The organism is Loktanella salsilacus, assembly GCF_024206795.1.
Classification (GTDB): domain Bacteria; phylum Pseudomonadota; class Alphaproteobacteria; order Rhodobacterales; family Rhodobacteraceae; genus Loktanella; species Loktanella salsilacus.
In genome coordinates this window covers 691,509-714,650 of sequence record NZ_CP072994.1, presented here as the reverse complement: position 1 = coordinate 714,650, position 23,142 = coordinate 691,509, and the positions used below count along the sequence as shown (strand labels likewise).

At 58.0% G+C, this 23,142-nt stretch carries 24 protein-coding genes; 10 read left to right on the top strand and 14 right to left on the bottom strand.

Annotated features, from left to right (window positions below):
• Positions 1 to 90: 90 nt before the first annotated feature.
• The 3 genes from KBW81_RS03605 to KBW81_RS03595 all read right to left on the bottom strand — a co-directional run bounded on the left by KBW81_RS03605 (position 91) and on the right by KBW81_RS03595 (position 2,291).
• A complete protein-coding gene (locus KBW81_RS03605; protein WP_245754335.1) occupies positions 91 to 588 on the bottom strand; it encodes a DUF1415 family protein in 498 nt (165 codons plus the stop codon).
• A gap of 339 nt (positions 589 to 927) precedes the next feature.
• Positions 928 to 1,350, bottom strand: a complete 423-nt coding sequence (locus KBW81_RS03600) for a GNAT family N-acetyltransferase (RefSeq protein WP_254248379.1) — start codon at positions 1,348 to 1,350, stop codon at positions 928 to 930.
• Positions 1,351 to 1,703: 353 nt separating this feature from the next.
• Complete coding sequence (locus KBW81_RS03595) at positions 1,704 to 2,291, bottom strand: hypothetical protein (protein WP_254248378.1); 588 nt, start codon at positions 2,289 to 2,291, stop codon at positions 1,704 to 1,706.
• Positions 2,292 to 2,357: 66 nt separating this feature from the next.
• Here KBW81_RS03595 and KBW81_RS03590 point away from each other — a divergent pair, with 66 nt between their 5' ends.
• The 4 genes from KBW81_RS03590 to KBW81_RS03575 all read left to right on the top strand — a co-directional run bounded on the left by KBW81_RS03590 (position 2,358) and on the right by KBW81_RS03575 (position 5,751).
• Complete coding sequence (locus KBW81_RS03590) at positions 2,358 to 2,876, top strand: Crp/Fnr family transcriptional regulator (protein WP_254248377.1); 519 nt, start codon at positions 2,358 to 2,360, stop codon at positions 2,874 to 2,876.
• Between the two features lie 322 nt (positions 2,877 to 3,198).
• Positions 3,199 to 4,125, top strand: coding sequence for a sulfotransferase family protein (locus tag KBW81_RS03585; protein WP_254248376.1), 927 nt, complete (start codon positions 3,199 to 3,201; stop codon positions 4,123 to 4,125).
• Between the two features lie 20 nt (positions 4,126 to 4,145).
• Positions 4,146 to 5,243, top strand: a complete 1,098-nt coding sequence (locus KBW81_RS03580; RefSeq protein WP_254248375.1) for an acyltransferase family protein — start codon at positions 4,146 to 4,148, stop codon at positions 5,241 to 5,243.
• Between the two features lie 25 nt (positions 5,244 to 5,268).
• On the top strand, positions 5,269 to 5,751 hold the full coding sequence (locus tag KBW81_RS03575) for a luciferase domain-containing protein (RefSeq protein ID WP_367305318.1): 483 nt from the start codon (positions 5,269 to 5,271) through the stop codon (positions 5,749 to 5,751).
• Positions 5,752 to 5,853: 102 nt separating this feature from the next.
• Here KBW81_RS03575 and KBW81_RS03570 read toward each other — a convergent pair whose 3' ends face one another.
• From KBW81_RS03570 to KBW81_RS03530, 9 genes are all read right to left on the bottom strand, one after another.
• Complete coding sequence (locus KBW81_RS03570) at positions 5,854 to 6,009, bottom strand: hypothetical protein (RefSeq protein WP_254248374.1); 156 nt, start codon at positions 6,007 to 6,009, stop codon at positions 5,854 to 5,856.
• A gap of 285 nt (positions 6,010 to 6,294) precedes the next feature.
• Positions 6,295 to 7,419 (bottom strand): Gfo/Idh/MocA family protein, encoded by a 1,125-nt coding sequence (locus KBW81_RS03565; protein ID WP_254248373.1) that lies wholly within the window; start codon positions 7,417 to 7,419, stop codon positions 6,295 to 6,297.
• The gene (locus KBW81_RS03560) at positions 7,416 to 8,474 is read right to left on the bottom strand and encodes a sugar phosphate isomerase/epimerase family protein (RefSeq protein ID WP_254248372.1); all 1,059 of its coding nucleotides are present in this window, start codon (positions 8,472 to 8,474) and stop codon (positions 7,416 to 7,418) included. The genes KBW81_RS03565 and KBW81_RS03560 overlap by 4 nt, the downstream gene beginning before the upstream one ends.
• The gene (locus KBW81_RS03555; protein ID WP_254248371.1) at positions 8,471 to 8,782 is read right to left on the bottom strand and encodes a putative quinol monooxygenase; all 312 of its coding nucleotides are present in this window, start codon (positions 8,780 to 8,782) and stop codon (positions 8,471 to 8,473) included. The genes KBW81_RS03560 and KBW81_RS03555 overlap by 4 nt, the downstream gene beginning before the upstream one ends.
• Before the next feature lie 4 nt (positions 8,783 to 8,786).
• Positions 8,787 to 9,740 carry an ABC transporter permease gene (locus tag KBW81_RS03550; RefSeq protein WP_254248370.1) on the bottom strand — a complete coding sequence of 318 codons (954 nt, stop codon included), beginning with the start codon at positions 9,738 to 9,740 and terminating at the stop codon, positions 8,787 to 8,789.
• Positions 9,733 to 11,301, bottom strand: a complete 1,569-nt coding sequence (locus tag KBW81_RS03545) for a sugar ABC transporter ATP-binding protein (protein ID WP_254248369.1) — start codon at positions 11,299 to 11,301, stop codon at positions 9,733 to 9,735. The genes KBW81_RS03550 and KBW81_RS03545 overlap by 8 nt, the downstream gene beginning before the upstream one ends.
• Positions 11,298 to 12,464 (bottom strand): levoglucosan dehydrogenase, encoded by a 1,167-nt coding sequence (locus tag KBW81_RS03540; RefSeq protein WP_254248368.1) that lies wholly within the window; start codon positions 12,462 to 12,464, stop codon positions 11,298 to 11,300. The genes KBW81_RS03545 and KBW81_RS03540 overlap by 4 nt, the downstream gene beginning before the upstream one ends.
• 104 nt (positions 12,465 to 12,568) lie before the next feature.
• Entirely contained in the window at positions 12,569 to 13,690 is a 1,122-nt protein-coding gene (locus KBW81_RS03535; RefSeq protein ID WP_254248367.1) for a substrate-binding domain-containing protein, read from the bottom strand.
• 56 nt (positions 13,691 to 13,746) lie between these two features.
• A complete protein-coding gene (locus tag KBW81_RS03530) occupies positions 13,747 to 14,568 on the bottom strand; it encodes a sugar phosphate isomerase/epimerase family protein (RefSeq protein ID WP_254248366.1) in 822 nt (273 codons plus the stop codon).
• A gap of 223 nt (positions 14,569 to 14,791) precedes the next feature.
• Here KBW81_RS03530 and KBW81_RS03525 point away from each other — a divergent pair, with 223 nt between their 5' ends.
• Positions 14,792 to 16,165 (top strand): ROK family protein, encoded by a 1,374-nt coding sequence (locus KBW81_RS03525; protein WP_254248365.1) that lies wholly within the window; start codon positions 14,792 to 14,794, stop codon positions 16,163 to 16,165.
• Positions 16,165 to 17,166: a substrate-binding domain-containing protein gene (locus tag KBW81_RS03520; RefSeq protein WP_254248997.1), complete on the top strand. Its 1,002-nt coding sequence runs from the start codon at positions 16,165 to 16,167 to the stop codon at positions 17,164 to 17,166. Before KBW81_RS03525 ends, KBW81_RS03520 begins: the two co-directional genes overlap by 1 nt.
• 427 nt (positions 17,167 to 17,593) lie before the next feature.
• On the opposite strand, the gene KBW81_RS03515 is transcribed toward KBW81_RS03520, so the two are convergent.
• The gene (locus KBW81_RS03515) at positions 17,594 to 18,865 is read right to left on the bottom strand and encodes a Y-family DNA polymerase (protein ID WP_254248364.1); all 1,272 of its coding nucleotides are present in this window, start codon (positions 18,863 to 18,865) and stop codon (positions 17,594 to 17,596) included.
• Complete coding sequence (locus KBW81_RS03510; RefSeq protein WP_254248363.1) at positions 18,862 to 19,296, bottom strand: LexA family protein; 435 nt, start codon at positions 19,294 to 19,296, stop codon at positions 18,862 to 18,864. The genes KBW81_RS03515 and KBW81_RS03510 overlap by 4 nt, the downstream gene beginning before the upstream one ends.
• A 149-nt stretch (positions 19,297 to 19,445) precedes the next feature.
• Between KBW81_RS03510 and KBW81_RS03505 the strand changes: the two genes are divergently transcribed.
• The 4 genes from KBW81_RS03505 to KBW81_RS03490 all read left to right on the top strand — a co-directional run bounded on the left by KBW81_RS03505 (position 19,446) and on the right by KBW81_RS03490 (position 22,327).
• Positions 19,446 to 20,828: a Y-family DNA polymerase gene (locus tag KBW81_RS03505; protein ID WP_254248362.1), complete on the top strand. Its 1,383-nt coding sequence runs from the start codon at positions 19,446 to 19,448 to the stop codon at positions 20,826 to 20,828.
• Positions 20,829 to 20,857: 29 nt separating this feature from the next.
• Positions 20,858 to 21,331 carry a DUF427 domain-containing protein gene (locus KBW81_RS03500; RefSeq protein ID WP_254248361.1) on the top strand — a complete coding sequence of 158 codons (474 nt, stop codon included), beginning with the start codon at positions 20,858 to 20,860 and terminating at the stop codon, positions 21,329 to 21,331.
• A gap of 190 nt (positions 21,332 to 21,521) precedes the next feature.
• A complete protein-coding gene (locus KBW81_RS03495; RefSeq protein ID WP_254248360.1) occupies positions 21,522 to 21,851 on the top strand; it encodes an H-NS histone family protein in 330 nt (109 codons plus the stop codon).
• 8 nt (positions 21,852 to 21,859) lie between these two features.
• Entirely contained in the window at positions 21,860 to 22,327 is a 468-nt protein-coding gene (locus KBW81_RS03490; RefSeq protein ID WP_254248359.1) for a thermonuclease family protein, read from the top strand.
• Positions 22,328 to 23,142: the final 815 nt, after the last annotated feature.

Sequence of the window (23,142 nt, the reverse complement as noted above, 5' to 3'; positions counted from 1 at the left end):
GGCCCGTCATTGCGGACCTTCGCTGCCACTGCAAAACGAGCGATAATGGTAGCTGGGTTAACAGCGGTTACAATACAATGCTAACGTTTTTTATTTACCCCAGGGGCAGAGTGCTTCGACCTGTTGGCGACCAAGTTTATTCAATGTTTTTATGTTATCTATATAAATCTTCTTAGGGTCCAAAACGTGAGCGAGGGCTTTAGTCATTTGATCTTGACGCAGAAGATGTATGGTTGGATAGGGTGAGCGATTAGTGAAATGGCTAAGATCGTTAGCAGCTACACCTTCAAATTGATATTGAGGATGAAATGATGCTAATTGGACATGCTCTGTCAGTTCTGCCTTCTCCAATAGCTGCTGAAACCAATCGAGTAAGTCGAGGTAATCGTCGAACTCTTCTAGACCTCGGGTAAACATGAGCAAGCTAGTGGCAACGTCATTTTCGTTAGCCCCAAGCAGGCGCTGTAATTCATTCACATAGAACTGCTTTAGTTGTGCATCGATGGTGGCATCACAGATGGCATAATACACTTGGTCTTGGGCTATGACGTTATGGGAAAATGGGCATAGATTTAATCCTACTACCATTTGTTCAAGCCATCGACGGGTGTTTTTAACTACGTCTTGATGAGCTATTGATAGTGTCTTAGGGCCAAACTTATTGATACGATAGATCCTTTCTTGCTTAACTAACTTAAAGCATATTTTGCCTATATCTCTAATTTATCTGCAAAAGCCAAATCCATCAACTCGGTGGAGTTACAAGCGTCCATTGTGTCATACCATCCTTCGCCATTGGCAAGCGGCCCTAAGCTGACATTGACTATGCCTTCCCAATGCTGCGGTGTGGCCCGTCGAAGCGGACTTTCGCGCATCGCACAGCTTTTTGTCGGCTTGAAACGTCGCTGTGCAGACTGAGCTACTTTGTCAGGAGAGTCTCATCTCCATGTCTCGATGTAAGATTCCAGCATCTAAATACTCTTTGCTGCATTCGATGAATCCTAGCTTGTGATAGAATTCAAGGGCATGTGTCTGCGCACCCAAACGGATCGAAGCGATGCCCCCAGAATTTGAGGCGTGACCGACAATAAATTTGATAACTTCGGCACCAATCCCATGTCCGCGGTGCTCTTTGGGGACACAAACTCGTTGGATTTTTACATATGAACCAAGCTGCTGAAAACGGGCTGCACCCGCTGGCATTCCGTTTGCCAACGCAAGAACGTGAGTGCAATTTTGATCTTGGCCATCGACTTCTTCATGTTCGGCGACGTTCTGCTCTTTGATAAATACTGCCCGACGAAGCCGCATGCATGCGGCCACCTCGCTCTCATCGTTAGCAATTTTCACGTCTAGGTTCATTTCACATACCCACATCAAAGATCGTTAATGATTAGGTTCTCATGCGATTTTCTACAAGGCACTAAGGACTCACAGCCGCCTTCAGCGCTGCTAAGTGAACTTTGTCGCCGTGGATCATGCTGCGCGACATGGACGGCCAAAAGCCGCCTTCCAGCGACCATCCCGAATGCTGCGGCGCGGCCCGTCATTGCGGCCATTCGCGCATGGCGCAGCATTGAAACGTCGGTCAGCGGACTATGCTGCCTTCCAACCCAGCGAAGCGAACGGCAGGTTATCATCGACCTCGTATCCCTTGCGCCACAATATATTCCGCGGCTTTAGGCAGAACGTGTCGCATCGCGTCAGTGCGCGTGGGCATCTTCTCCGCGCGCCATCATCATATGATGTGCGCGATGATGGTCTTGGCTTGCCATAAGTCCGAAGAACCCCAGCCCTCTTATGCGCGCCACCACGGCAGGATCACCGCTTGTCACGCGAAGCTCCACACCGTTTTCCGTTTCGATTGCCTCGACGCTCCACCGATCGTCCTGCGCCAGCTGGGCCGCGTGTGCGGGCACCATCCGTCGGAGCGTGGCGACCGTGTCCGCATCTCCCGTCGCCATCGCGGAAAGGCCGTTCGGCAGATCTGTCTCTTTGACAATCGTGTCCGAGAACATGCGATCCATATCGACCAAGTGTGCCCGCAGTCCCGTCAGGTCGACGCGCTCCCAGTCGGTGCCGGGATCGGCTTCCAGCACACCCACGATTTCCGAAAGTGCCGCAAAGGCGCCTTGCCCCGGTTCGGTCAGCCTCGCCACCCCGGGCGGCTGGTATTGACCATGCATCGCGTGATCCATGACCTCCCCGTGACCGGAGTGAGCTGTCTGGGCGGCCGCGAAAGCTGTTCCACCAAGCAGCGCCGTCACGATCAAAATCATCTTTGTTTTCATTCTGTGTCCTCACATTTTTCAAGAACACCCTATCGGTCACTGCGGCCATACCGTATGATTTCTATCATGTCAGACTGGCAGCATATATTTGGTGACGCGCTGATGAAGACCTTCGATCAGGGGGCCGTTCTCTTTCGCAGGGAGGATCGCGTTCATTCGATGTATCTTGTTCGATCCGGCATAGTCGCACTTGAGCGTCCACTTACGGATGGAACCGCACTTACGCTCAACGTTGCCACGGCTGGAATGGCGCTGGCCGAGGCGTCGTTGTTCGCCACTACCTATCATTGCGATGCGATTGCACGCATGAATGCCGAAATAGCGATCATGCCTCGCGCCGCCTTTCGGTCCGCGCTGCGCGAACGGCCAGACGCTGCTTTGAGCCTGATCGAAACTCATGCCAAAGAGGTCCAATCCCAACGGACGCGGATCGAGATATTGCGCCTGCGCCGGGTGTCCGACAGGCTGGACGTTTGGCTGGATCTAAATGCTGAGCCACCGACGGGTGAATGGATAAGGGTTGCCGATCAGATTGGTGTATCGCCACCCGCGCTTTATCGCGAGCTTGCACGTCGGAGAAAGTGAGCGAGATCATCGTCCGAAACATTGATCGGTAAGAGCAGACCTTCGCTGCGCAGCAGCATTTTCGGTAAGATGGGCTCACTGCCGACTTTCGCCGCGGCTGCACACGAAATCAGCGCGAAATCGGAAGGCGAGCGGCGGCAGTGCGGACAAAGCTGCCGTTGGGTTTCACCCTACGAATGACTGCTTAAGATCGCATCTTGTAATACGACAGCTCTGAATTGAGGAATTGGCTATCCGAAAGTATGATGACGTACTCCAGAAAGCCAACGAACCTATACCGTTCCGTTGTTGAAATGGTGGGCCAATATGCGATGTCTCGAACATGATTAAATCGCATACAGACTTCTCCCCACAATTCTTCGTCGTTGGAGCACCAAAAGCTGGTACGACGGCAGTCTATCATTGGTTACGTTCGCATCCTGCAGTTTTCTTACCGAGTGTTAAAGAGCCAAGCTATTTCGCCTATGTTGACAGTTCTGCAACTCCAAGAGGCGGTCCCTACGATCCGGATTACGTAAGGAAAATCACCGTCAACCGTAAATCCTATGCCGAACTCTACGACGCAGCGGGCTCAGGGCTAACTGGTGACATCTCGCCAGTTTATCTGTTGAATGAATGTGCGGCAGAGCGGATCGCAGCGGCGCGCCCTGATGCACGGATTATCATTCTTCTGCGAGATCCAGTTGAACGGGCATTCTCGCAGTTCATGCACCACCTGCGCGATAGTATCGAACCCTGTGAAACTTTCGAAGAGGCGCTTGAGCAAGAAGAGAAGCGTTTGTTTGACGGCTGGAGCCCGGGCCATGCCTACGCGGCCCATGGCCACTACCTGTCACAGATCGAAAAATACTTTGCCGTATTCCCCAAAGAGCAGATACTCGTTCTGGAATATCAAGATTTGCAATCCGCACCCGAACACTGTTGGCGTCAGATCTGTGAGCATCTGCGCATTGAACCAATTGGCTTGGTTCAAAATGAGCGGGTCAACGCAACCTGCGACTTGGTGGACGTGTCAGGCCGCCCTGGATTGGCACGCCGATTAAAACATCCAGGACCGGTTCAGGCGCTGCTCAAACGATTAATGCCCCCGCGCCTTAGGGCAAAGCTTCGTCATTTCCTCGAAGGACCTCGGCGTCCGGTTCCTGCGTTGCGCGCGGACACAGCGCATTCTCTCGCAGGCAGGTACCAAAGCGAACGCCGCAAAATCGAACAACTCATTGGTCTGTCTCTGGCTCACTGGACATCATGAATCGAAGAAAGCATACGTTGGTGCATGATGCAGCATCTGTCACGATGGGACTCTGTCCCGTCATTCGCTGCAATCCGAGTGAACGGCGGCTTATGATACGATTACGCCCCCAGCCGGACTCGACCCCTATCTTGCAAGAACATTCTACGAGATCACGTAAGAAACACGTTCCCGAATTGGATGGGCTTAGAGGGATAGCTGTACTTGCCGTTATCGTAGCACATTGCGCTAATGCTGGCTTCCTGCCACAATTTCTAGGGAAGGGGTTTGGGCAGCAAGGCGTCGCGCTGTTCTACCTACTCAGTGGGTATCTGATCTTCTATCTCTACCTCGACCGGGATTTTACAAAGCATAACATTGTCCAATATACGGTTGCGCGAGGTGCGCGAGTGTTGCCGCTGTTTTATGCCGTAGTTCTCGGAGCAGCGGTTGTCTGGGCTATTACAGGCCTTACCGCTTATGGCTTTGATTCCACCCGCGAACTCATGGCTAACCTGCTTCTAATACAGGGAAACGCCGTGCTGTGGTCGATTCCGGTCGAGATTCAATTCTACGTTCTCTTCGTCGGTCTGTGGTGGGTATATGCGTATGGCTATCCAATCTGCGCTCTTCTTGGTTTGCTGGCGATACAGGCGGCACTGTTAGTGCTGACAGATACAAGTGAATACAGTCTACCATATTGGTTGCATTTCTTTGTTATTGGAGGAGCAGCGTCGCTGATTAACCCCAATATCAAGGTGCCCAGCTGGATTAGCGTCGTAATGCTATGTGCCCTACCACTAGCGCTACCTGAGGTGCGGCGGATGCTGAACTGGACTGTTCTTCCGAATTATTATGATCCGATTACTGCTGGCTATCCAGTGTTGTTGTTTCTTCTGGTGCTATGGGCCACGCCCGCCTTTCGTTTCCTCGCACATCCCCTGCTGCGTTATCTGGGAAAGATTTCATTTGGCGCGTATCTGCTTCACTGGCCATTGATTGGAGTCATGTTCAAACTCGGTATAGGGGGGTGGGGAGCATTTAGTCTCGTAACGGGAGCTACACTGATACTGGCAAGTATGAGCCTTTATTTATACGAACGGCCTATCCAGAGTTTCTTACGATCTCGAAGATGGTAGAACCGCGGTCGATCATTCTTCCAGTATGTCTGCGCCTGCAATGGCCCAAGACGGGTCCTTCCCAATGCGTGAACTCCCTCGGCCTGAAACAACGAATGGGGTGCCACACGTGCAGGCAATCCCTGAGCTATCCGAAGAGATGCTACGTCAGGCTGCAGAATTTCCCGGAGTCGTTCTTGGTGCTACCCGTGTATCACTTCCCAATGCTGTCGGCTTTCAAATGGCGGGTGAGGTCTCGATAGCCCAACCACAGGCAATTGTCGGGGGGCGTGAGTTTGCGCATCTCCATCCTGATGGCTGCCTCCATACGTCGCTTCACTGGGACACAGCTCGCGGCGCAATAGACGCCGGTTGGGCCGTGGCGCATCCTTGGGCCGATCAACGCGCAGGTTGGGAAGGGTTCGTTATGATCTACACCCCGATCACCGAAGCCGCATTGGACGTGGTGCTTCAATTGGTGCGTGGGTCTTACACATACCTCACAGGCGAGTTGTTACCCGAAACGTAACGATAGCAGCCATTGGTGCGACGTGCAGCATAGGTCAAAGAGGGCTCAATGCCGACCTTCGCTGCAGATGCACCCCGAAAGAACTGGTCGATGCCCTGAGCGTCAGCTTTCTTCGAGCTGCCCTTTCGATTTCGCTCTTGCGGCGAAAGTCCGCAATCCGCCCATATTGCCGGGCAACTGAGCAGCGACACGAACGGCCCAAACCAGACCTTCACGATATTGTAGAGCGCTGCGGCGCAGCTTCACCAGACCGGCCATTCGTGCATCTTGCAGCGTTATGTTGGCTCAAACATCGGTCAGCGGACCTTTTTGCCGTTAACTGCAGACGCGCAAGCTCTGTCTAACTCGGTGCCGCATTCGGTCTATGGCGGAATGAAAACGGGTCCCAAGTGGCCTTACTGCTCAGGATCAACGAGCATCGGACACTCATCCACTTGCTGAAAGAATACAGCGCAAATTCAGGATCCCAGCCCAATCTCCCCTTTGGCAAATCGAGGGGTTGGCTCGGCGGAATTGCCGACGTCCTGTCGTCAATGCTGTTTTTCATAGATTGATCCACACCGCGCCACCTTCGTGCGACCGAACGCCAGCAGAGATAAAGCGCATACCCGCCAGCCCGTCAGTCACCGTCGGCAACATCGTCGCTTGATCCGGTTTTGCCCCTTCGCGAAACCTCCGAACCATTCCCGCGGCCTCGGCGTAAAGCGTGGCAAAGGCCTCAAGATAGCCTTCCGGGTGACCTGCCGGCAAACGGGATGCTGTGGCCACCCCCTCACCGCCACGCCGCAAGCTCTGTGTGGGTTGGCCGATGGGAGTAAACTCCAGATCGTCGGGGTGCTCCTGATCCCACATCAGGCCCCCGGCCTCGCCTACCACGCGGAGGCGTAGACCATTCTTCGTGCCAGGCGCCACTTGGCTTGCCCAGATCATGCCCTTGGCCCCGCCCTCGAACCGGAGCAGGAGTGCCGCATTGTCGTCAAGTGCTCGGCCAGGGACGAAAGCTGTCAGATCAGCCAGTAGGGCATGCGGCACAAGACCGGATACGAAGGTTGCAAGGTTGAAGGCATGGGTGCCGATATCTGCGATGCACCCGCCCGCTCCCGACTGCGCTGGGTCAGCGCGCCACGCAGCCTGCTTCTGACCCCCACGCTCGACCGGTTCAGCCAGCCAGTCTTGTAGATACTCTACCTGCACATGGCGCACGTGCCCAATACGGCCTGCCGCGACCAAGGCGCGCGCCTCGCGGACCATCGGGTAGCCGGTGTAAGTCTGGGTTAGAATGAAGGGTATGCCGGTCTCGGTCACCAAACGCACAAGCGCCTCGGCGTCTTTAACAGTCGTCGCCAGCGGCTTGTCGCAGATCACAGGAATCCCCGCGCGCAAAAAAGCCGTGGCGATCGGAACGTGCAAGTGATTGGGCGTGACGATCGCGACAGCATCGATGCAGTCTGGCCGTGCTGCCTCTGCTTTAGCCATAGCGGCGAAGCTGCCATAGCTGCGCTCTGCCACTATCCCCAGTTCCGCCGCTGACGTAGCCGCCCGTGTAGGATCAGATGAGAAGGCCCCTGCTACCAGTTCCCAGTGGCCGTCGAGCCGCGCCGCAATGCGATGCACTCCGCCGATAAAGGCACCCCTGCCGCCACCCACCATCCCGAGTTTCAGGCTCATTCCGCAATCCCCAGCATGGCACACAGCGCCGCACGATCAACCTGTCCGCCCGCAAAGTCATCGAACGCCTGCCCCGTCACCTCGATCAGATGCTGCTCAATGAACGGCGCTCCCTCAGCCGCCCCTTGCACAGGGGACTTCAGGAAACACTCCCACTCCATCACCGCCCAGCCGCGATAACCGCGCTGCGTCAGTTTTGTGAAGATGGCGCCAAAATCAATCTGCCCGTCTCCAAGACTGCGAAATCGTCCCGCCCTTTCGGGCCAGGCAGAATAGCCGGAATAGACACCCTGCCGACCATCTGGCCGAAACTCGGCATCCTTTACATGAAAAGCCGAGATGCGGTCATGATAGAGGTCAATGAAGGCCAGATAGTCCATGGCCTGCAGTAAAAAATGTGATGGGTCATAGTTGATCCGGGCACGCGGATGTTCTGCCACCGCCGACAGGAACATTTCCCAGCTAGCGCCGTCAAAGACATCTTCTCCGGGATGCAATTCAAAACCGATATCGACCCCGACCTCGTCGTAGGCATTCAAGATCGGCGTCCAACGACGGGCAAGCTCGGCAAATGCTTCGTCGATCAAACCGGCTGGTCGCTGTGGCCATGGGTAAAGGAAGGGAAAAGCCAGCGACCCGGTGAAGCTCACCGTCCCAGCAAGCCCAAGGTTGCGAGCAGCCCGTCCGGCATTGATGACCTGTGCCACCGCCCAATCCTGTCGGGCCTGCCTGTTACCTTTCACCGCTGCGGGCGCAAATGCTTCGAAGGCCGCGTCATAGGCCGGATTTACGGCAACCAGTTGGCCCTGCAGATGGGTCGAAAGCTCGGTGATCTCCACGCCTGCCTCGAAGCAGACACCCGCAACCTCGTCAGCATAGGTCTGGCTTTCCGCGCAAAGCTCCAGATCGAACAGCCGCCGATCCCATGTCGGGATCTGAACCCCCTTGTAGCCCAGCCCCGCTGCCCACTTCGTGATAGCGGGCAGACTGTTGAAAGGTGCGGCGTCAGCCGCGAACTGAGCGAGAAATATGCCTGGTCCCCTGATCGCAGTCATGTCTGACCCGCCATATCCGACAGCATCTTCAGAGGCCGGATCTCAACCGGCCGGGCCAGCAACCTATCAAGCTGAGAAAACAGCGGCGCAAGGTGGGGCATGACCATATGCATGTCCAGATCAGCCTGTGTTCGCCAGTTTTCGTAAAACACAAAGCAGCACGAGTCGGCGGCATCGCAGTGGAAGTCGTAGTTGAGACAACCGGGTTCGGCTCGTGTAGCGGCTACTTGGGCGCTTAGCAGCGCCTGCAGCTCGTCGCGGGTTTCCGGCTTGGCGGTGACGGTGCCAATGATGGTGACATGTGCCATGGTTTCACCGCTTCTGGCTAAGGGCGACGGCAATGATAATGATCCCGCCCCGCGCGATCAGTTGCTGGCTGAACTCCAGCCCGAACAGTATCAGCCCGTTGTTAATCAAACCGATCATCATGGCACCTACGATCGTGCCTATGACTGTGCCCTTGCCGCCAAACAGGCTGGTACCGCCCAGGACCGCTGCCGCGATGACCGAAAGCTCATCCCCTTCGCCCAGCTGAAAGCGGCCCGACTGCAGACGCCCGGCATAAAGCATCCCGGCCAATGCAGCGGCACAGGAGGACAGAACCAGCACCTTCATCTTGATGTTGGCGGTATCAATGCCGGAATAGCGCGCGGCGGTCTCGCCGCCACCGGTGGCCAGCACCCGACGGCCAAATCCCGATCGGCGCAGCACGATGTGTCCCAAGCCTCCCAGCACCGCGATCCAGACAAGGAGCACCGGGATCGGCCCGACGGACCCGCCGCCAAACAGCCAGGCATAACCGGGCGACAGGATCGGCACGGCAGCGGTATCGGAAATCCACATCGCCACCCCCTTAGCTATGCCCATCATCGCAAGGGTCGTTAGAAAGGAAGGGATACCGATGCGGGTCGTCAGCCAGCCGTTGAACATGCCGACTGCGAGGCCGGTGGCAATACCTGCCGCGACCCCACCGATCGGGCCCGCTACGGCGATGGCCATAGCAACGGTAACCGTCGTCAACCCGGCAACCGCACCTACGGAAAGGTCAATCTCTCCAGCCGACAGAACGAAGGTCATTGCGATCGCCATGACGGCAATCATCGCCGTCTGCCTTACGATGTTCAGCAGGTTATTGGGGTTCAGAAAGCCTTTGTCGCCGAGTGTCACCGCGAAGATCAGAAAGATCACGACAAAGCCGATGTAGATGATGTTCTGCCGCCAATTCGCGAACAGGGCCCTGCCGGGGGCTGATACTGCATTAGCCATGTGTGGTCTCCTTTGCGGTCAGTGCTTTCTGGATTTCGATCTGCAGACGGCGCTCGGCGGCTTGCAGGGCATGTTCGGGGTTGGTCTCGGTCGGATCGTCCAGATCGGCACGGTCCAGCATTTGATGTGCGCGGCCATCGGCCATGACCAGAATTCGGTCGCAGGCGGTCAGTAGTTCTGACAACTCAGACGAGATTACCAGCACCCCTTTGCCCGCCATTGCAAGATCGCGCACTAAGCGAATGATTTCGGACTTCGATCCGATGTCGATGCCGGCCGTGGGTTCATCCAAGATCAGGATGTCAGGGTCAGTGGCCAACCATTTCCCGATGACCACTTTCTGCTGATTACCGCCCGAAAGCGTAGAAACAGCATGATCCCGACTGGCCGTCTTAATTGACAGACGTTGGATCATCTGGTCAGCGATCTCGCTCGCCTGGGTGCGATCCACGAGACCACCTTTGGTGATGCGGCCAAGAACGGCCATGACCATATTGTCAGAAACGCTGTGGGCTGGGATGATGCCCTGCGTTGCGCGGGCTTCGGGCACCAGCGCCACCCCTTCCGCAATCGCATCCGCCGGACGGCGGATCTGCACTGCGCGGCCATTGATGGCGATCTCTCCCGCAACGGCGGGTTCGATTCCCGCGATGACCCGCGCCAGCGCGGAGCGGCCCGAGCCAAGAAGCCCCGCCAACCCCAGCACTTCACCCCGATGGAGAGTAAAACTGACGTTGTCGGGCTTGTGCGGCCCAGTGACGTCTTTCAACTCCAGCAGCGCCGCGCCCCGGGTCACATCGCCGCGCACCACGTCGGCAAACCCCTTTGATCGCCTCCCAACAATATGCTCGATCATCGTGTCGACAGGTAGGTCCGCCAGCGGTGCAGTAATGACGTGCCGCCCGTCGCGCAGGATCGTGGCGCGGTCCGCGATGCGGGCAATTTCGTCCATCCTGTGGCTAACATAGATGACCGCCACACCTTTGGCCTTCAGCTTACGCAGGAACACGAACAACCGCTCAACATCCGAAACGGCCAACGCGGTCGAGGGTTCGTCCAGGATCAACACCCTTGCGTCTTGGCTGATGGCTTTGGCAATTTCCGTTAATTGCTTTTGCCCAGCCCCCAGATCCCCCACCAGAGCACGGGGGTTGACCTCTACCTCAAGCATCTTGAAGATTGCTGCTGCCCGGTGGATCGAGTCTTCGTCGTCGATCAAGCCGCGCGCATTTCGGGCTTCGCGCGTCAGAAACACGTTCTGTGCTACGGTCAGGGTGGGGACCAGCGACATTTCCTGAAAGTTCATCGCCACTCCCGCAGCGCGGGCCGCTTCCGGGGTATGAGCGGCAAGTTTCTGGCCTGCCACCTCGACTATGCCTTCATCTGGGATATGCACCCCGTTCAGCACCTTGAGAATGGTCGATTTGCCAGCCCCGTTGCCACCCAGAAGGGCGTGGACCTCGCCCGGCAGAACCTCCAGATCAACATTGTCCAACGCGCGCACTCCGCCGAAGGATTTGGAAATTCCCGTCATGCGAACAGCAGCAACGGGGCTGGTCATTTTACCGATTCCCACTTGCCGGTTTCACCCGAACGCAACATCGCATCCGCCACCAACTCGGTCAGAAGTCCATCCTCGAAGTTAGGGCTGGGCTGCTCGCCAGAGGCAATGGCGCTGAAGAAGTCAAAGCATTCCACGATCTTTGTCTCGGAATAGCCAATGCCCAAGCCCGGGATCGGCCACAGGCCGTTACCGTAGGGGTGCGCCGGACCGGTATAGATTGTGCGGAACCCGCGCGCATCCGCTGGATCATCGGCGAACATGACCTGCAACTCGTCGCGGCGCTCGTAGTTAAAGTGGATTGACCCCTTGGTGCCGTGAATTTCCAGCGTGATGAAGTTGTTGCGACCCCAAGCGTTACGCGTCGCCTCAAGGCTTCCGACAGCACCATCGGCGAATCGCAGCATTGAGATCACCTCGTCATCCACATCCACCGGGGCGCGCTCGACATCGGCGGCCTTCTCTGACGCGCCCAGCTTATCGACGCCGCCCTGCTGGATCGGACGTGTTTCCACATAGGTCTTAGTCATCGCGATCACCTCGGCGATGGGGCCGACAAGGTAGTGAGCCAGGTCGACGACGTGGGTGCCAATATCGCCCACTGCGCCAGACCCGGCGATTTTCTTCTGGAACCGCCAGGACAGCGGGCCATTCTCATCCGCCGACCAGTCCTGCAGATAGGTGCCGCGGAAGTTCAGGATACGGCCAATGCGGCCTTCCTCGATGAATTTTTTTGCCAGCGCCACGGCGGGCGTGCGGCGGTAGTTGAATGCGACCATGTGGATTATACCTGCGGCCTTGGCCGCCTCGGTCATCGCGCGAGCCTCTTCAACAGTGCGCGCGAGGGGTTTCTCGCAGATGATGTGCTTGCCCGCTTTTGCCGCCGCGATGGCGATTTCGGCGTGGACGTTGTTCGGGGTGCAGATATCCACGACGTCAATATCCGGCCGGTTTATCACGGCACGCCAGTCGCTGCTGGCCTCGTCGAAGCCGAAGCGTTGACGCGCCTCTTCGGCTGCTCCATCAGTGATATCAACCACGACCTTGCGGTGCGGAATGGCTGGGGCGGGCCAGAAGAACATTGGCATCGACGCATAGGCCATGGCATGCGCCTTGCCCATGAACCCGCCGCCGATCATGGCTACATTCATCACTTTAGTCATTTTCAGTCTCCATGGCTGAGGGAGAGGCTTCGGTCGGGCCAGGAAATAATCTGCCGAGCCGAAGACTCTGATGTCGCGCGGGGATGATCCCCGCGCCGCAGTGATCACTTCATCAACGACTTGATGTTGTCGGTCGCTTCGGCGGAGTAGACTTGCGTCCAGGCTTCCAGCAGGTTGTCCCTTGTGACGGGGAGCGCGGGCAATGCTACAAATGCCGGGGCCTCTTTGCCCAAAAGCGCGTAGCCAGCCAGTTTGGCCTCGACGATACCCGCATCATAAGGACGCTGCGCACCAAGACCCTTGATGAATCCGCCTTGTGCCATGTTGATTGCCACGTTTTCCCCAAGGTCGACGGTCGTAATGATCAGATCATCGCGCCCTGCAGCCCTTGCAGCGGAAACCACGCCCTCGGCGGGCACGTCCCAGACCGCCCAGATGCCTTTGATCGATTGGTTGGACGTCAGCATAGCCCCGGCGGCCTTTTCTGCGTCGCCCGAAAAGTCAGGCCCGCCGATCCCTTGTTCTGCTACGATATTGATCTGGGGATAGTCGCTTGCGATCGTCGCTTTGAAGGCGTCGTAGCGCTGCTTAGTCACGAAGAAATCGGCGGCGTGATAGACGAGGCCGATATCCCCGCCGTCCGGACCCAAGGCCTTGGCCATCAGATGTGCTGCGGCGACACCGTTGCCGTAATTATCTGCCGAGACAACCGAGACGAAGTCCTCGCCTGCAACAAAACCGGTGGGCACGTTGTCCATAAAGACCAGCTTAACCCCGGCCTCTGCTACTGCCCGATAGGCGGCAGCGGTGGCGGTGGGATCGGCCGGGATCGACACAATAATGTCTGGCGCCTGCGCCATGATAGTTTCCAGATCGCTGACCTGCTTTTCCGGCTTGAACCCGGCATCGGTGACCGCGATCACCTCAATCCCCATTGCGTCAAACTGCGTCTGTAGCCCGTTGATCTGTGCGCGGGACCAGTCATTGCCACCGTAGTGCATGACGATGGCGGCAGTGGCCCCCATCTCCTTGATCTTTGCCAGTTCTTCGTCGCTAAGGACAACGGCTGACGGCGCCGTCGGCTCCTCGCCGTTCGGACCCTTAGACAGCACGGTTTCCTGCAGCGCAGCCAGTGCCGCATCGGGGTCGGCAAAGGCGGGGGTATTCAACCCGAGGACCAGCGCAAAGGCGGTGGCCGAACCTAAAAGAACACGTCTATTGAGCATAACTTCTTCCTCCCAGAGAAGAGATGGGGGATCACCCCAGGTAAAGGGCTGGCGGTTCAGTCCGCCATCGCCCGGTTCAGATACTCCATACTGACACGCGCGCCTTCGGCGGGATCGTCCCAGCTGTCGAGTTCGGTGCAGACCCATCCCTCAAAACCCACGTCCCACATTGCCTCAAGGATGGGGCCGGTCGGCACGTCCCCCTGGTCCAGGGGGGTGAAGGCGAAGGGGTCTTTCTGCAATCCTTTGAGGTGGATATAAGAGATGCGCGTCGCGTGATCGCGGATCAGTTGCGCAGGGTCGCCCCCTGCGGCGGCCAGATGCGCCGTGTCCGGGCAGAATTCGATGGCGGTCAAATCAAAGATTTTGGCGACCTCGGCCGGTCCCTCGACGATGGTGGAAAGGTGCGGGTGATAATGCGCACGCAGCCCCCGGGCATCGGCAATTGTCTTGACCCGGTCCAGCGCCCCGCCCAGCTTGTGGTAATCCGTTTCCCGTACACCGTCGAACCGCTTGGCCCCGCCACCCACCACCAGATGCGGCGCATCCAGTTCGGCGGCGCGGTCGGCCGCACGGGTCACCCGGGCCAGCTCCTCTGGCAGGATATCGTCGAAGATAAAGTTCCCGCCAGCATAGGCGGCGACGAGCGTCAGCCCGTTGTCCGCTAGACTTTGCCGCATTTCCGCAGCTGTAGCGTCCAGCAGGTTGCCGTCGAACAGCTCCACCCCCTCATAGCCCGCTGCCGCAATGTCAGCGAAGGCGCGGTCCATCGCGCCGAAGGTGCGATAGCTGAGTTGGGTGATTGAGGTGACGCCCTCGGCATTACCGCCAAGCGCCCCCCAGCAATTGGCGTGATACGCCAGCTTCCATGCGGCCATTTGCGACCCCTCCCTCGTTGCGTGCCCGGCGCGGTCTTACTTGCCGAAGCGATCCTCCCAACGGCCTCCTCGACCGCAAGAACAGCATTAAGTCTACAAACAGCACAGGTCAACTATATATCTGCTAAAGTTATTCAACTTTTGCAGATAATATGCAAAAGTATCTTCTTGAACGACGAAAGCGTGGCGACTATTCCTGTTGTATCCACTCGAGGAGTCACTTTTGCCAATCGACGCTACGGACACTGCCGAATCATCCCGCTCACGCGGCAAGGGCCGTCCACGCATTAGCGAAACGGCAGTCCCCTCGCTGGTCCAAATCCTGAACCTGATCCGCACCGGGCGCGCTTCGACGCGGCAGGAACTCGAACAGAAGGGCGAACTGGGTCGGGCGGTGGTAGCGGACCGGTTGCAGCTGTTATCGGATCTGGGCCTTGTCGATGAAAGCGAACTTGGTAACGCGACTGGCGGGCGAGCACCGCGCCTTGTGCAGTTCTCGGGCCGGCAAGGGTTCATATTGCTGGCGACGCTGGATCAGACGTCGATCGGCGTGGGCGTTTCGGATCTGACGGGAAAGCTGCTGACCCAACACCACGAGGCCGCCGACCTGACTGCCCCTGTAGCACAACTGGCAGACAGGCTGACGTCCCTGTTCAACTGGTGTCTGGAACGCCAGGCCACGCCAACCGCGCCCTGGGGGATCTCCCTGTCGGTTCCGGGCACGGTGCAGGCCGGACGCGACGATGTATTCATGACCACGACTCCGACCACTCTTCCCGCTTGGGAAGATTTTCCGCTGGTCGAAACGCTGACCCGCCAGTTCGGCGTGCCGGTCTGGATCCGTTCCAGCGTCGAAACCATGACGATGGGAGAGTTGCACGCCGGCGCGGGGCTCGGCCGACGCTCTATTTTATTTGTTAAAGCCGGGCGCCGGATCGGAGCCGGGATCATTTGCGACGGGCAGTTTTATCGCGGTGCGCAGGGAGCGGCTGGGCTGATCGGAGCGCTGCCGGTGGTCTCGGACGGGGTAACCGGCACGCTGGACGTGATGGCAGGCTCCGACATGATCGAGCGCGAAGGGCGCAACGCGGCGCAGAGCGGTCGCAGTCCCGTTCTGGCGGATCTCTTGCGTCGCGGATCCGAGATTACCGCCATTGAAGTGTCTCAGGCTGCACAGATAGGCGATCCTGCTGCGTCGGCGATCCTGTCGAAGTCGGGGCATCTGATCGGGCAAGTGGTCGCGACGCTCGCCAATGCCCTAAATCCTGAAATCATCGTGCTGTCGGGCACGCTGACCCAGACCAACGACATTTTGCTGGCGGGCATCCGAGAGGCGGTCTACGGCGCGTCCCATCCGCTGGTGACGCGGGACCTGCAAATTATCTGCTCGCAAATGGGCAGTTCCGCCGGGCTAGTCGGCGCTGCGCGCGTTGCCTCCGAAGCATTGTTCGCCCCTGCCTTCCTCAAGGACTGGATTCTTCACGGAAAGCCAACCCTGCATCCCGATTTCGTCAACTTTCGGGCCCGTGCTAACAAGGCAGAGCTCCCACCACCAACTCACTTGCCGCCATCTGACCCAGGGAGAAACGCACCGTGATGATTTCCGGACTCGGCCCCCATGGCGAGCGCGCATCGCCACCTGAACGGGTCAGCCTGCTGCCCGAAGATATGGCCGCCGCGAAGGCGGCAACCAGACGCGTTGCCATCGTGCTTCATACGCTGGACGGCGATTGGACCAAACAGCAGATCTCCGGCATGCTGGGCATCTTCGGCGATTGTGGCGTGGTCGTCACCGAGGTGATCGATTGCGGCTTCTCGGCAGACCGGCAGGTGTCCGAACTGGACCGACTAATAGTGGCGGCACCGGATGCAATCGTGGCCCTGCCCGTGGCAAACGAACATGTCGCAGCAGCATTCCAGCGGGTTTCGGAGGCAGGCATCCGCCTTATACTGCTGGAGAACGTTCCCACAGGCCTCTTGCCCGGCACGCATTACACCTCGATGGTATCGTCGGATAATTTCGGGTTGGGGAAAATGGCCGCCGCCGGCCTTGCGCCCCACCTACTTGAGGGGGCGGAAGTAGGTGTCCTCGGCTTTGCAGCAGATTTCTTCGCCACCAACGAACGTGAGATCGCCTTTACCAACTGGATGCAGACCAACCGCCCCGACGTGCGCAGTCATGTCCGGCGGTTCGGTGCGATGGATGAAGCCTCCGATCTGGCCCTGCAGATGATTGCGGATGACCCTAACATATCGGCCTTTTTCGTTGTCTGGGACACACCCGCGAATGCGGTGGCGACCCGGCTGCAGTTGGCGGGCCACACACCTGCTATGGCGACGGTCGATCTGGGCGAAGATGTCGCCATCGCGCTGGCAGCCGGGCGGCAATTCGTCAGCGTGGCCGCCCAATTGCCCTTTCAGCAAGGGGTTGCTGCTGCCCGCACGACGATCCTCGCACTTTTAGACCGGACAGTTCCGGCCTGGATCGCCATACCTGGAATGTCTGTGGCCCAAAGCAATGTGGCCGACAGTTTTCAGATCATCTGGAGAAAGCCTGCCCCCCGCGAGGCACTGCGCTTGCTTGGCCTGGCGCCCTGACGGCAAGGGTCGAACCGTTCGCCCGGTATAAAATGATTGGCTGCATAGACCCCTGCTGTCCTGATGAAAGGCCGCTATGTAGAACTCCATCGAAACGAAAGCACTGTCAGTTAATGACCGAACAGGGTCGTCTTTGCTAACCGTTTGGAAGCTACGGGATCGAAGACAGCCAGGAATAGCGCGGTCCGTTAGGGACCTCTGCTGCCTATCGGCGGCGCAAGGAAAAGTTTCATTTTGAGGATTCACAATGTCGACTCCCGCGTCATTGGCAACCCGACTTCGCGCTTGCAGCGAAGGTCCGGTTCCCGCCCTTGGTGTCTGTGCTGGCTTTCAGGCCAATCCAATTTCGCGGTTGCAGCGAAAGTCGGAAAAGTCCGCGTCGTGGACCTTGCAGCACTGCGGGATGAACGTCAGCTTCGCCGTCTACCTATTTCACCACCGGCAAATCGCTCAGCCTTGTTGTGTAGCGCGGGCTGCGGTGATCCGCGCGCAGCTGCCAGGATCGCAACATTCCCTCGCTCGCCAAGACCATGGTCTTCTTGCCGAACCGCCCGTTGACCTCGTCTAAGGCCTGCATCAGTGCTGGCGATCCCTCCCGAGAGGCGTCGAATAAGGTCAGCGGCCGTTGCTCAAAGGGCAGCAAATCGTCGAGCATGACGCCAGCCTTCGTAAATCCGTAGCTTGCCGCGCCTATCTTAGGCCAGGCCGCCAAAGCGCAACGCTTCGCCGCTGCGACTAGGTCGAACGTGTCCGACGACATCGGCGTCAATCGTGTCGATCGTGAGCCAGCATACTGCGGACGATCTTGACGGTGGCGGTTTGTGTGGAAAAACACTGTGAGTGTTCCCGCCACCAGGCCATGCTGCCTTAACTTCTCTGCAGCACGGGTCATATGCGCAGTGATCGCCTGAAACAGCGTATCAAAATCGGTCATCGGCGTGCCTGAAGACCGCGTAACCGCCATGCCCTTGCGCTGCGGCTCCACATCGTCGAAGGCGATGCAGGGCTCTCCCTGCAACTCCAGCACGGTCCGCTCCAGCACGACGGTTCCGAGGGCGCGGGCTTGGCGCAGCGGCATGTCACGTAGCTCCGCCGCCGTGCCAATGCCGATCCCTTTCAACTTGGCTTGCGTCTTTCGCCCGACCCCCCAGATGTCACCGACCGGCACCAGTGGCAGCAGCCAGTTGGCCAGCGATTGGTCCATAATGTCGAGCACACCCGCAAAAATGGGGTTCTTCTTCGCGATGTCATTGGCGCATTTCGCCAAGGTCTTCGTTGGCGCAATCCCGACACGCACCGGCACACCCACCCGACGCAGCACATCACGCCGGAGCGCCTTGGCATGGGCGGTGCGATCCTTGAACCCGGTGAAGTCTAGAAAGCACTCGTCGATCGAGTAGATCTCCACGGTGGGCGTGTAATCCTCATAGACCTCCACAACCCGCCGGCTGATGTCGCCGTAGAGGGTGTAGTTCGACGAGAAGACGCGAATGCCATGCGCCTCGACCTTATCGCGGATGAGGTGCAGGGGCTCGCCCATCTTGATGCCTAAAGCCTTGGCCTCGTCGCTGCGGGCTACAGCGCAGCCGTCGTTGTTCGACAGCACGATGACTGGCACGTTCTTCAGCGTCGGATCGAATATCCGCTCTGCACTGACGTAGAAGTTCGCGCTGTCGCTAATCGCGATCGGCCGCGTCACGCCAGATCATACCGACGCACAATGCCGGCAATGACACCCCAAATCTCGCTGTCCTCGGTCAACTCAATGTCCGGATAGGACTCCCGGCTGTTGGCCGGTGCCAGGTAGAACCTGCCATCCCGCTTGCGCAGGATCTTCGCCGTCACGGCCCCCTCGACCACCGCGAGGACGGCACGTCCCAGCCGCCTCTTGCCTGCGCGATCGACAGCAATGATATCACCGTCACGAATGCCGACATCCCAGAGGCAATCCCCCTCTACGCGCCACCAGAAGGTCGATGCGGGGTGCCGCACAACCCAAGCGATGGGATCAATCTCGTCTTCGAGATCATCACCTGCGGGTGACGGAAAGCCTGCACTGACTCGCATGGCAGGCATGCCAATGATGTGCCGGTCTGCCAAAATGGGGGCTTCGATGGGATGAAGGGGCATCCACGACTCCTGCGTTGTTCTTGTTATGTTCCACTTCTATCTGATACCCGTGTGTCACCTGTCAAGCAGCGCTCGCGAGACGATCACGGTTTTCCAAGCGCCCACATCTTGCGACGTGTCGCATTGTCCGACACGCACCAAAGGCTATAATGACCATTCCCGGTCCGGAGCTCTCGATGACACAGCATTCACGCGGTCAGGCACGCGGCATTGAACGGCTCTACTTAGATTTCGACAGCTTCTTCGCGTCGGCCGAGCAGCATTTCAATCCGGACCTGCGCGGCCGTCCCGTCGGTGTCGTGCCACTGGATGCGCTGCATACCGGCTGCATCGCGGTCAGCCGCCAGGCCAAGGCGCGGGGCGTCAAATCCGGTGCGACAATCCGACAGGCGCGCGAGATCGTCCCGGACATGGTCTTCGTCGTGGCACGACACGACGTCTACGTCCGCCTGCACAAGCGCATCCTCGACGTCATCGAAACGGTCGTGCCCGTCGCCCACGTGAGATCAATCGACGAAGTCGTCTGCAACCTACTGCCTTCGGAAGGCGAACGCGCTGAAGGTCTTGCCCAGCAACTGAAGACCGCACTCTCCGCCGCGTTCAGTGACGTGCTGACCTGCTCGATCGGGATGGCACCGACCGAACTTCTCGCCAAGATTGCGGCTGAATTGCATAAGCCGGACGGGTTCAAGCTTATCAAAGCCGAGGATCTGCCACAGGCTCTGTCCGGCATAGACCTTGATGATCTCCCAGGCATCTCAAAGGGCATGCGCGCGCGCCTTGAGGCAGCGCAGGTTCACAGCTTTAATGACCTCTGGGCGCTGGCCCCCAAACAGGCGCGGGCGATCTGGGGCAGCGTCGAGGGAGAGCGGTTTTGGAATGGGCTACACGGCTACCACACCGAACGCCCAGCCACCAAGAAGAGCATGTTCGGTCACAGCCGGATATTACCGCGGGACTGGCGCAATCCAGAAAAGGTAAAGAGCTGCGCGAGGCTCCTGACAGAGTGCGCCAGCCGCCGTGTCCGCCGCGCCGACGTTCGCGCGACAAAGCTGACGCTGAGCTTTAAAGGCGGCGGAGCCCGGGATCCATCTGGCCGGCGATCGGACGACAAGCACTGGAGCTGGGAAGGGTCATTCGCACCGGCCCGTGACGACCACACCTTCATGACAGCCCTCGGCGCCGGACTTGCAGAGGCTGAGCGCAGACTGCCCTTTCAACCGCGATCGGTCAGCGTGATGATCCACGGCCTGATTGGCACCACCGAGGTCATGGACGACCTATTCGCGGCGTCACCGGGCGTATCTGGCGGCGCATCGGAGACGGAAAACCGCGCCAAGTGGGAGAAGGTCAGCGATCTGATGGACGGCCTGCGCGCAAAGCTAGGACCGCAGGCACTGTCGATGGGACCACAGACAGAAGTGCCCGGCGGCTATGTCGGCGCGAAGATCGCCTTTGGCCGGATTCCGGACGAGGAGGACTTCAGTGGGCCGCCAGTCGCTGATGAAGACACCCACTTCGTCACGTTTTGAACCACGATCAGAGAATTCAGGAAACAGACATGCAAACGCTTCCCATCGAGAATGTTCAGGACTACCCGCGACCGCCCAGCCTTGAGGACGTCCCGCAGCATCTGCGGGTCATGCTCGCCGATCAGGTCGCCGCTGATACCACCAAGGGGCTGCGCGTCCTCGAAACGCATCATGCACCGACCTACTACTTGCCGCGCGACAGCGTTCATGCCGATCTTGTGCCCGTCAGCGGCGGCAGCTTCTGCGAATGGAAAGGGCAAGCGCAGTATTATGATGTCGTGGTAGAAGGCAAAGTCGCACGACGCGCGGCATGGACCTACGAGCGACCGTCGTCCAGCTTTGCGCCCATCGCCGGACATGTCGCCTTCTACGCCGGACTCATGGACGCGTGTTTTGTGGGCGAGGAGCGCGTCATCCCGCAACCGGGCGACTTCTACGGCGGCTGGGTGACGTCCAACCTGCGAGGCACGCCGAAAGGCAGTCGCGGAACGACGCACTGGTGATCAAGGCAACCAATGTGCAGCCCCTTTCTGGACACATCACTGCCAATTCGACGTTTCTCGTTCACGAAACAAAATGGCATAATCACGCACATATCAGGCACCGCTGTGAAGCGTTCCATTGCCGACCTGTTGCCTATAATAACAATTGGAGATGTCCGTTTTGCAGGGCAAACAAGACAAGGAAATGAGAATGGCCGATATCGATCTGAACAGCATGTCGCTGGATGACCTCAAGAAGCTTCAAAAAGCCGTAAACAAGGCTGTTGATGGCTATCAGGACAAGCAGCGCAGAGAGGCCCTGGCGGCCGCAGAAGCCGCAGCACGAGAATTGGGCTTTACCTTGGCCGAATTGACCGGACAGCCGAATAAGAAGGCCAAGGCAGTTTCATCCCCGAAATATCGTCATCCGGAAAACCCGGAGCAGACTTGGACCGGTCGCGGCCGCCAGCCTGATTGGATGAAGGACGCCTTGGAAAATGGGCGATCCAAAGACGAGTTCTTGATCTCGACAGCCGACTGAGTTGCAGCGTGATGCGCATTCAAAGACGTGTGTGCTCCAGCTTCATTGTCATTTGCCTGCTCGCAGCAGGCAAATGCTCTGACGCATCTACGACTGAGAGTAATGTTGTCCCCGCCGCAAACCTCCCGATCTGCGGGCAGAACCAGCGCAACACGTCAGACAAGACATGCATCGTCGACGGGGATACCCTCTGGCTGAATGGGGTCAACATCAGGCTGAAGGACTTTGATACGCCGGAATCCCGCACGAATATCTGCGGCAGTTTCTTTGAGATCGACTTGGCGCGAGCAGCCACGGATCGGCTTCAAGAATTGCTCAATGGTAATGCATGGACCATTGAGACCTTTGGAATTGATGGGACGGGAAAGCGTCAGCTGGCAACGATCCTGATCGACGGCGGCGATATTGGCGACATCCTGATTACCGAGAAGCTTGCAAGGCGCTGGCCAGATGGCGACGAATTCTGGTGTCGGTGAGCGGCCCAAGCGCGAGCTATCCCTTCCATGGGACTTGGGTTTTCTGACGATATTCTAAAGACGTGGATTTTAAATGTGTGGATGCTCATTTTAGTGACAAAGGAGAACGGGTATGACTGAGGCCAAAATCCTTCTCATTGGACTGCGCCATATTCTACGGTGAATTGTTTTTTGTCAGGAAAGACGTTTGCGGAAATGGAAAAAAATTTGCATCTTCAACAGATGATCGAGCCCGATGGCACCGTCATGGCTGATGATCTCGCGCAAATATTATGCACGTCAAAGCCTGATCTTGCGGCCGTTTTGGGCCTGCCCCTGAATGCGTTGTCCGCGAACGCAATATCGACCGCAGAGGGAACGCACAGAACGCTAAGAGGCTTTATTGATGTTCTAACCAGCGTGAGTCGGTGGACAGAGTCGCCACCACAAGCATTCGTATGGTTTAGCACAGAACCCCTTCCCTCGTTTGGCGATCAGACTTGCGCAGATCTCATGCGTGAAGGCCGGGTAAGTGCAGTGAAGAGTTACGTTTCTCGCATCGCGATAGGAGGCTATGCCTGATCCCTGCTACCAGCTTCTGTGAGGCCAAGAAGCGCAACGCTGTGACCTGTGTCTGGTTCGGGGTGACTGGTGAGGATGTGCGGCCATCTTTCGCGCTTGCGCGTATTTGGAAGGCCTACAGGGCAACCACGGGGCGGAGGGAGAAATACTTTCCACCATATTGGCGTGCTTGCCGTGGTCACTGTATATTTCGCTGTGGTTAACGCGGTCTGGCGCGGTCGATGGGGGAAGGCCTCAACCTCGAATTGTCATGC

Coding starts and splice junctions, on each gene's coding strand:
- KBW81_RS03575 (WP_367305318.1), top strand. CDS start 5,269: ATGTCTGCGCCTGCAATGGCCCAAGACGGGTCCTTCCCAATGCGTGAA.
- KBW81_RS03555 (WP_254248371.1), bottom strand. CDS start 8,782: ATGGCACATGTCACCATCATTGGCACCGTCACCGCCAAGCCGGAAACC.
- KBW81_RS03510 (WP_254248363.1), bottom strand. CDS start 19,296: ATGCCCCTTCATCCCATCGAAGCCCCCATTTTGGCAGACCGGCACATC.
- KBW81_RS03550 (WP_254248370.1), bottom strand. CDS start 9,740: ATGGCTAATGCAGTATCAGCCCCCGGCAGGGCCCTGTTCGCGAATTGG.
- KBW81_RS03505 (WP_254248362.1), top strand. CDS start 19,446: ATGACCATTCCCGGTCCGGAGCTCTCGATGACACAGCATTCACGCGGT.
- KBW81_RS03530 (WP_254248366.1), bottom strand. CDS start 14,568: ATGGCCGCATGGAAGCTGGCGTATCACGCCAATTGCTGGGGGGCGCTT.
- KBW81_RS03535 (WP_254248367.1), bottom strand. CDS start 13,690: ATGCTCAATAGACGTGTTCTTTTAGGTTCGGCCACCGCCTTTGCGCTG.
- KBW81_RS03590 (WP_254248377.1), top strand. CDS start 2,358: ATGTCAGACTGGCAGCATATATTTGGTGACGCGCTGATGAAGACCTTC.
- KBW81_RS03565 (WP_254248373.1), bottom strand. CDS start 7,419: ATGAGCCTGAAACTCGGGATGGTGGGTGGCGGCAGGGGTGCCTTTATC.
- KBW81_RS03595 (WP_254248378.1), bottom strand. CDS start 2,291: ATGAAAACAAAGATGATTTTGATCGTGACGGCGCTGCTTGGTGGAACA.
- KBW81_RS03605 (WP_245754335.1), bottom strand. CDS start 588: ATGGTAGTAGGATTAAATCTATGCCCATTTTCCCATAACGTCATAGCC.
- KBW81_RS03585 (WP_254248376.1), top strand. CDS start 3,199: ATGATTAAATCGCATACAGACTTCTCCCCACAATTCTTCGTCGTTGGA.
- KBW81_RS03520 (WP_254248997.1), top strand. CDS start 16,165: ATGATTTCCGGACTCGGCCCCCATGGCGAGCGCGCATCGCCACCTGAA.
- KBW81_RS03500 (WP_254248361.1), top strand. CDS start 20,858: ATGCAAACGCTTCCCATCGAGAATGTTCAGGACTACCCGCGACCGCCC.
- KBW81_RS03495 (WP_254248360.1), top strand. CDS start 21,522: ATGGCCGATATCGATCTGAACAGCATGTCGCTGGATGACCTCAAGAAG.
- KBW81_RS03540 (WP_254248368.1), bottom strand. CDS start 12,464: ATGACTAAAGTGATGAATGTAGCCATGATCGGCGGCGGGTTCATGGGC.
- KBW81_RS03560 (WP_254248372.1), bottom strand. CDS start 8,474: ATGACTGCGATCAGGGGACCAGGCATATTTCTCGCTCAGTTCGCGGCT.
- KBW81_RS03545 (WP_254248369.1), bottom strand. CDS start 11,301: ATGACCAGCCCCGTTGCTGCTGTTCGCATGACGGGAATTTCCAAATCC.
- KBW81_RS03570 (WP_254248374.1), bottom strand. CDS start 6,009: ATGGCCGGTCTGGTGAAGCTGCGCCGCAGCGCTCTACAATATCGTGAA.